We start from the raw sequence: 4139 nt of genomic DNA, 5'->3' as shown, positions 1-4139 counted from the left end.
TCATCATACTATCAAAGTTCCTATCGCGGGAGAGGGGGTAGATCGAAGTGAAATTAAAAAATCTGTGACCAATTCAAAATAAAATCTTGTCTATAAAAACTTCAGGGACGTTGCCTAATAAGCATCGATAATTTAATAGGCATCAATAAGCATTTTTATATAAGTCATTGTAAGTATAGACATGACTAACCAATGTTTGCTTTGAATAGTATACAGGATTATTGATTCTGAGACTTCGACACATGTTCGACACGCAATAAATTTTTTATTTATTATATTTATAACTCATTGATTTTACTATGCCGCTGAGAAGAATCGAACTTCCGACCTTTTGATTACGAATCAACTGCTCTACCAACTGAGCTACAGCGGCATTATAAAAAGTATACTGTACTTGCTCAAACTTTCAATAGTAAGATTTAGGGGTTAAGGAACACCACGCCTATACTCCAATCTATCTGGTTATTGGGCATTAAATTAATAGGCTCTTTATTTGAAATACCATAGCCATTTACCAGTAAGGAGTAGAGGTAAGAGGAGACTGCGCAGCTGTTTTGGCGGTTATCTTGTTTTTTGGCATCATCTTTTAATGTAGACCATAGGGTTTGGCAAAATTGTTGTTCAGATTTGGAAGCCATCTCTTGGTTGGTGAATTTATCATTGGTTTTTAGGTGAATACTATCCAACATATAAGTGATTCCTCCTATCAAATACCATTCTTGCGGTGAGTAGCTCGATACCAGCTTTTTTACATCATTTAATGGATAGGTATTGATCAGTTTCGTGATAGATTGGGTACACTGCGGCATATTGCCCCTTCCTTGTATTTCGGCGCTTAAGGGATAGCCTTGGGCATAACAGGGTGAAAATTTTTGAAAGGGTTCAAGAGCTTTATTCTCTCCCAATCCTAAGAAGCTATAGGAAACCACTTTTACTTTATGGCCGTATAAAGTTAATGAGTATATATTTTGTTCGTCATTTAACCCATCGGGTTGAGATTCTGGTAATGGGAAGGCAATCTGAGTTGAGGCACCGCCGATATCAATTACGGCGGCCAAAGGTTTACTCGTTTGATTTAACCGTTTCAGTTGATAATTAACTGCCAACCAATCAAAGAGCCCTTCTTCTTTTCCCTCAATTGTTCTCGCCTCAATCAGTTTTAAATTTTCTTTCCCTTTGAACCACGTCCTTATTAAGGTATAAATCGCATCAGTGTTTTCTTTGGAGTTTAATCTCATACCCGCGGTAGCATAAAAATATACTCGTCCTTTATATTCAGGAAGCTCATTCAATAATTCATTCAAATAAGGGAAAATAGCAGAAGACTTGGGTTCGAGAGTTGCAAGGCCCGGTTTGATCGCATTACTCCAGACCTTAGTGATATGGGTTGGCGTGTTGGTGGTGTCTAAGTCATAAGTATAAATATATACTCGTGAACCTGTACTTCCTGCATTAATTACTGCAATACATCGGTGGCTGGTACAATCTATTTTCTCAGCGCTATAGGCATTGAAAGCGATAGTGATTGAAATAAGGATAATTAAAAAATACGAGCGCATACAGGTTCTTGTTTAGAAAGTAAATTTTAATCCTATAATAGCTCGTTCCATAGGTCAAAGCGATTTCTTCAATATCTAATCTTAATTAAAAAATTTAGAAAATATCCACTATATTTATAGAAGTGAAATACTATATTTTCTTTTAAAAGAGCAATTTTTATGCTATAACCGCGGAACATTTTTTTTGCATTAGCAAACATAGCAATTTAAATAAAAAAATATTGAGATAAATCATTACGTTATAATTTATTTTAATTTTTTAAAGATCAATGGTTTTAAAAGTTTTAGGATAAATATAACATTAGATTTATTATTTTTTATTATTACTTAGTGAGAACCAAACAGCCTGTGAATAAGACTAACCTAACAAGCTCTAAGCCGATTAAAGATGCTGGCTATAACCGTGGTTTAAAAGACCGACACGTTCAATTAATCGCATTAGGAGGAATTATTGGTTCCTGTTACTTTTTAGGGACAGGTGAGGTAATTAATCTCGTAGGACCTGCTGTTTTTATTGCTTATATGCTAGGCGGACTCATTATTTATTTAACCATGCTGTGCATGGGGGAGTTGGCTGTCGCAATTCCTATTTCGGGCTCTTTTGTGACCTATACTTCCGATTTTATTTCCCCCTCCGTCGCGTGCGGGGTTGGCTGGTCCTATTGGATTAGTTGGGTTGCCTATATTCCTGCAGAGTGTGTAGCCGGCGGCATTATTATGGAGATGTTCACTGGCGTAAATGGTTATTTGTGCGCCATTTGTTTCGGTTTACTCATAACCTATATCAACTTAGCCAAAGTAGATACCTTCGGGGAAATTGAATTTTGGCTGGCCTTAATTAAAATTATTGCACTCATGGGCTTTGTTATCTTAGCCTTACTTATATTTTTCGGTATCATTCATGGCAGCAACTCACAAGGCTTCATAGGAATGAAATACATGCTAGGTGATGGGGGCTTGCTACCGAATGGCGCAATGTCTCTTCTAACCGCGATGGTATTGCTTTTGGTGAATTATCAAGGCTCGGAAATTATCGGCTTAGCTGCAGGGGAATCAGAAAATCCTGCGCGCATGATCCCTCATGCGATAAGAAATGTGACCTTTAGAATCTTATTCATTTATATTATTCCTGTCTTTTGTTTAGTTTTAATTTTCCCTTGGCAAAAAGCAGGTTTATCTAATTCTGTATTTGCTGATGCATTAAACTTTCATGGATTGGGCTGGGCTGGTGCGGTAACAAGTTTTGTAACCCTCTCCGCAACTCTTTCCTGCGCAAATTCTGGATTTTATGGAACTGTCCGCTCTTTAAATGCTTTGGCAAGAGATGGTATGGCACCTCATGCTTTTGCGAAATTTAACGAGAATGCTATACCGCAAAATGCAGTAATTGCTACCCTAATCGGGGTATGGACTTTATTAGGCGTCGGGTACTTTTTTGGCCAGACTAAATTATACGTGGCCTTGCTTCTCGTGTCAGGATTTACTGGTACCTTAGCGTGGATATCGTTATGTCTATCACAAATTTCTTTTAGAAAACGATTATATCAAGCAGGTTATTCTATAAAAGATTTACGTTATTCTACCCCTGGCTATCCCTATACAGGAATAGTGGCTATAGTACTAATGCTAATCGCTTTATTTTTCTTAGTGTTTAATAAAGATCCCACCTATAAACTCGCTTTTGGCATTGGCGTGGTAAGCTTTATAGTGCCGATCATCATTTATAAGTTGTTTGATTTGGCGAAATTACGACGCAAAGCAATTCATTTAAAAAGCAGGGTTAAGTTTCAAGACTTGTTCCCCCCTCAATAGGATTTGAACTATCTAAATTTGATGAATCCTGATAACTAATCAGGATTCATCAAAACCTTCCCTGCCTATACTACATTTTGGGTTTTACTGAGAATAAATTGAGCTCTTTCTTCAATTGGTACTTTAGGTATTTCAATGGGAAAGTAATTGGCCTCAAGAAGTGCTTCTTTAATTAAATCGTAAGCCTGGGATGCTTGCGAAAAACTGTGGCTACGTTCATCATCGAGAGTATAAATTTCTTGCCAGGGAGGGAACAAAAAAACCTCTTGGTTATACCGGTATTCTAGATTGGCGAGCTCAACCTTTTCAATAATAGAGGTCCAACGGGCATCATTGGCTATAGATTTATAACCTAACAAATCAGGAAGACCCCGATCAAAAAAAATCTTCTCCGTACAACTTAAATGTGTTTTAAAATCTTCTAAAGATTGCCTCAACATAAGTTGGCAAAACTGAGCACGATCACCAAATTGAGTCGCATTCCCTTTTCTCCTTTTTTGCTCTTTTAGAATTGCTCGAGCAGCCTCCTCCACAACACGATGGGATTGAATTTTTAAATAATGAAGGACAGAACTCTTACCACTACCAGGGCCGCCAGTGAGCAAGTAATAGTTTTTCTTGACTATTCCCATAAAAAATCTCTTATATAACTCATGTTACGCACATAAACTTGTAGTTTGACTAAAAAGCATTAGAATTCCGCCCTTAATTTTAGGGAGGGAATTAAATGGATATGCTTGATCTTTATAGTGATTATTTGATTTTCCA

The 4139-nt window shown here is 37.1% G+C and carries 3 protein-coding genes and 1 tRNA gene; 1 reads left to right on the top strand and 3 read right to left on the bottom strand.

All coding sequences use genetic code 11. The annotated features are described in order from the left end of the window. Positions 1–300: 300 nt before the first annotated feature. A tRNA-Thr gene (locus ELY15_RS14155) sits at positions 301–373 on the bottom strand. Positions 374–419: 46 nt separating this feature from the next. Then, positions 420–1559: a multidrug DMT transporter permease gene (locus ELY15_RS14150; protein ID WP_127101147.1), complete on the bottom strand. Its 1140-nt coding sequence runs from the start codon at positions 1557–1559 to the stop codon at positions 420–422. Positions 1560–1889: 330 nt separating this feature from the next. On the opposite strand from ELY15_RS14150, the gene ELY15_RS14145 reads away from it, so the two are divergent. Further along, positions 1890–3371 carry an amino acid permease gene (locus ELY15_RS14145; RefSeq protein WP_127101145.1) on the top strand — a complete coding sequence of 494 codons (1482 nt, stop codon included), beginning with the start codon at positions 1890–1892 and terminating at the stop codon, positions 3369–3371. 65 nt (positions 3372–3436) lie between these two features. Here ELY15_RS14145 and ELY15_RS14140 read toward each other — a convergent pair whose 3' ends face one another. Next, a complete protein-coding gene (locus ELY15_RS14140; protein ID WP_127101143.1) occupies positions 3437–4003 on the bottom strand; it encodes an AAA family ATPase in 567 nt (188 codons plus the stop codon). Positions 4004–4139: the final 136 nt, after the last annotated feature.

The organism is Legionella sp. km772 (genome assembly GCF_003989735.1).
GTDB lineage: Bacteria > Pseudomonadota > Gammaproteobacteria > Legionellales > Legionellaceae > Legionella.
The sequence above is the reverse complement of the archived record's forward strand: the minus strand, read 5'-3'. Positions and strand labels throughout refer to the sequence as shown.

What these genes read in the sequence shown, in the direction of transcription:
- ELY15_RS14140 (WP_127101143.1), bottom strand. Translation starts at nt 4,003, where the DNA reads ATGGGAATAGTCAAGAAAAACTATTACTTGCTCACTGGCGGCCCTGGT.
- ELY15_RS14150 (WP_127101147.1), bottom strand. Translation starts at nt 1,559, where the DNA reads ATGCGCTCGTATTTTTTAATTATCCTTATTTCAATCACTATCGCTTTC.